Source organism: Microcystis sp. LE19-10.1B (assembly GCF_027530565.1).
In the GTDB taxonomy this organism is placed as follows: domain Bacteria; phylum Cyanobacteriota; class Cyanobacteriia; order Cyanobacteriales; family Microcystaceae; genus Microcystis; species Microcystis aeruginosa.
On the sequence record NZ_JAPZQM010000503.1, the window covers coordinates 1 to 2962 of the forward strand.

The window sequence follows — 2962 nt, forward strand, 5'->3', positions numbered from 1 at the left end:
ACCTTTATAGAGACAGACATTGCCGCAATTTTTGTCAATTGTTTGCGATCTGGAGCGAACTAATCAATTAAATCTCTTGCCAGATAAGGATTGAGTCGATTTATGCCCCCCTATCGAACCATAACAAGTCCCGAAGAGCCGGAGAAAGTTTTAGGAGAGAATTATCCCCATCAAACGCTATAAAGGTATAATGCGTATATGTAATCCTGTCGAATTTATTTTACTAATGACTGAATCAGGAGATAAATCATGAAAATTGACTTCCCTAGTTTACCTCGTAACACTGAATTGCATCGTGAAGCTATTGAAATTCTAAACGAACGAATGGGTATCGCCAAAGCTGCCATCTTTAGGAGTGATACCTTTTGGAAACCAACTGACTATCTAGAAATTAAACATAATCTGTTTGCTGATGAAACTGTTGCTAGTCTTTATGAAAAAGTGGTACTTTGGCGTGAGCAAACTCAAAAACCCTAATGTTACAGTAATATGTAGCAACTTCCCTCACCAATTTAGCAGAATTATACTCATCTCAAGGAAGGTATGAAGAAGCTGAACCGCTCTTTTTACAAGCATTAGCAATTGCCGAGCAAGCTTTAGGGGAGAATCATCCTAATACTGTTAAGAGTCGGGAAAATTTACAAAGGCTGCGACAACAGCAACATCCATCGTCTTAACTGTGATTTATGTGTGGGATGGACTATGATTGATTATTGATGAAGACTTGCTGAATACAACACAATCATAGTATTCATTCAATCATTCAAATCATAGTTTAGACTTATTATGGGATTATGGGATGGACTATAATTGAATTAATCACTGATAACTGATATAGGCTATATTTGAAGAACTTACAAAGGTAAAATTATGACTATCAAAGAACAACTAATTCATGAAATTGAAACAGTATCCGATGAGGTAATAGAAGAAGTTTTTGACTTTTTATTATTAGCCAAAATCAAACATAATCGATCGCAAGAACAATCTAAACCTTTTGCACAATTTATAGAAGAACTCACTGCTGATATTCCTCAAGAAATTTTAGATACCTTACCAACCGATAGTGCAGAACAACATGATCATTATATTTACGGCACTCCTAAACATTAACTATGAAGCAAATTTTTGCCGACACCTTTTATTGGATCGCTTTACTCAACCCTAAAGATGACTGGCATCAAATCGCGCTTAATTATGCTCATAATTGTATCAATGATCAGCTAATAACGACAGATGGCATTATTGATGAGATACTGAACTATGCTTCATCTAGAGGAACTATTATGAGACAGAAAGCACTCTTGATGTGTACGCAAATGCTACGGGAAAAAACAATAAAAGTTATTTCCTATACACCAGAATTACGTCAATTAGGTTTTGAATTATATAAACAACGGTCAGACAAAGGTTATAGCATTACAGACTGCATATCAATGGTAATTATGCAACAAATGGATATTTTTGAAGTGCTTACCCATGACAAGCACTTTACCCAAGAAGGTTTTATTATTCTTTTTCAAAAAATAGAACTACTATAAAATGGAGTCAACGACTAAGCTAAACGGCTTTTACTTCGGATCACCGATATAGACTCCAAAAGGGTTATAGCTGTTGGATCATGCAGGTTAAGCGCCGTTTAGCTTATTAGGAAAAATCACTCTACTATTGTTCAAATTCGGAAAAGTTTACAAATGATGCGACAACAGCAATATCCATCGTCTTAACTGTGATTGATGGGATTATGGGATGTAAACAATGCAACTCAAAAACAAAAACTCCCCTTTCTAAACTGTTCTTTACGCACATCTCTCATTAAAATCCCATTATCTAAAACATAAAGAGGCAATCTGCTCATGACACAAATTACACTGCAAATCACCATTGAATCCCTTACAGAAGCAATTACGACCCTTGATCTGAGTGAACAAATTCTGCTGCGTGACTTTCTCGATGCTCAAATTAGACAGACAAAACTATCTAACGAAAATATTGTATTAAAACCTGCTAAAGAATGCTTTCGTCAAGGTTGGCAAGATGCCATGACAGGAAACATTCAACCAATCTCCGAATTATGGGAAGGAATAGATGCCGAATGATTTTTTTTGCTAGACGATTTAAGCAAGATGTACGAGAACTCTCCAAAAAATACCGACATATTCGTGAAATCCGCAAGATTATTGCAGATTATAAAACTTAAAGGTTTACCCTTATTTTATTAAAGTAGGTAATTTAACTATAGCGTTTCCCAATCTCATGAGGTACACCAAAATCTTAACTCCTGAATCCCGAATCCTGACTCCTGAATCCTGAATCCTGACTCCTGACTCCTGACTCCTGACTCCTGACTCCTCAAAACCTAAGACTCTGTACCTCACAACTATGGGAATTGCTATATGCAAATCAAAGATATGAACTCCGAAGAATTAAAAGCGTTAATTGAAAACACAATTGACGAAACCTTAGAATCTTACTTTGGTGATCCCGATGAAGGAAAAACTCTTAAAGAAGAAGTCAAACAACGTCTATCAGCAATAAAACAAAGACGCGAAGCAGGAAAGAAAGGAATTTCAGCAGCCGAGGTTTATCAACGTTTAGGATTAAAACCATAAATGAGTTATTCAGTTGAATATGAATCTGAAGCATTAGCAGATTTGGAGAAACTTGATCCAGAGATCAGAAAACGTATCGTCAATAAAATTGAATGGTTGGCTCAAAACTTTGAACAGATTACCCCTCAATCATTAACAGGAGATTGGACTGGCTTTTATAAACTCAGAGTGGGAAATTATCGCATCATTTATCAAATTGATTTATCTGAAAAAATGGCTCTTCGGTAATTGTTATGCAATGGACGGGGGTTATAAGGGATGGAACCCTTATATAGAAAGGCATTTAGCGATTTTTGTCAATTGTTTTTTATCTAGAGCGAACTAATCAATTAAGTCTCTTGCCAGATAAG

At 35.8% G+C, this 2962-nt stretch carries 6 protein-coding genes and 1 pseudogene; all 7 read left to right on the forward strand.

Annotation, left to right across the window (positions count from 1 at the left end):
* The first annotated feature begins 249 nt into the window (after window positions 1-249).
* The 7 genes and pseudogenes from O9332_RS18060 (at window position 250) to O9332_RS18090 (ending at window position 2840) form a co-directional block, all read left to right on the forward strand.
* On the forward strand, window positions 250-477 hold the full coding sequence (locus O9332_RS18060) for a hypothetical protein (protein WP_002760185.1): 228 nt from the start codon (window positions 250-252) through the stop codon (window positions 475-477).
* A 23-nt stretch (window positions 478-500) separates the two neighbouring features.
* Window positions 501-677: pseudogene (locus tag O9332_RS18065) on the forward strand (tetratricopeptide repeat protein); the annotation flags it as partial.
* A 193-nt stretch (window positions 678-870) separates the two neighbouring features.
* Window positions 871-1113, forward strand: a complete 243-nt coding sequence (locus O9332_RS18070; protein WP_002760184.1) for a hypothetical protein — start codon at window positions 871-873, stop codon at window positions 1111-1113.
* Between the two features lie 2 nt (window positions 1114-1115).
* Window positions 1116-1541, forward strand: a complete 426-nt coding sequence (locus tag O9332_RS18075; protein WP_002760181.1) for a type II toxin-antitoxin system VapC family toxin — start codon at window positions 1116-1118, stop codon at window positions 1539-1541.
* A gap of 315 nt (window positions 1542-1856) precedes the next feature.
* A complete protein-coding gene (locus O9332_RS18080; RefSeq protein WP_002760180.1) occupies window positions 1857-2099 on the forward strand; it encodes a hypothetical protein in 243 nt (80 codons plus the stop codon).
* Between the two features lie 312 nt (window positions 2100-2411).
* Window positions 2412-2612, forward strand: coding sequence for a hypothetical protein (locus O9332_RS18085; protein WP_288026707.1), 201 nt, complete (start codon window positions 2412-2414; stop codon window positions 2610-2612).
* Entirely contained in the window at window positions 2613-2840 is a 228-nt protein-coding gene (locus tag O9332_RS18090) for a type II toxin-antitoxin system RelE family toxin (RefSeq protein WP_288026709.1), read from the forward strand. It begins immediately after the preceding gene.
* Window positions 2841-2962 lie beyond the last annotated feature (122 nt).

Coding starts and splice junctions, on each gene's coding strand:
- O9332_RS18060 (WP_002760185.1), top strand. CDS start 250: ATGAAAATTGACTTCCCTAGTTTACCTCGTAACACTGAATTGCATCGT.
- O9332_RS18070 (WP_002760184.1), top strand. CDS start 871: ATGACTATCAAAGAACAACTAATTCATGAAATTGAAACAGTATCCGAT.
- O9332_RS18075 (WP_002760181.1), top strand. CDS start 1,116: ATGAAGCAAATTTTTGCCGACACCTTTTATTGGATCGCTTTACTCAAC.
- O9332_RS18080 (WP_002760180.1), top strand. CDS start 1,857: ATGACACAAATTACACTGCAAATCACCATTGAATCCCTTACAGAAGCA.
- O9332_RS18085 (WP_288026707.1), top strand. CDS start 2,412: ATGAACTCCGAAGAATTAAAAGCGTTAATTGAAAACACAATTGACGAA.
- O9332_RS18090 (WP_288026709.1), top strand. CDS start 2,613: ATGAGTTATTCAGTTGAATATGAATCTGAAGCATTAGCAGATTTGGAG.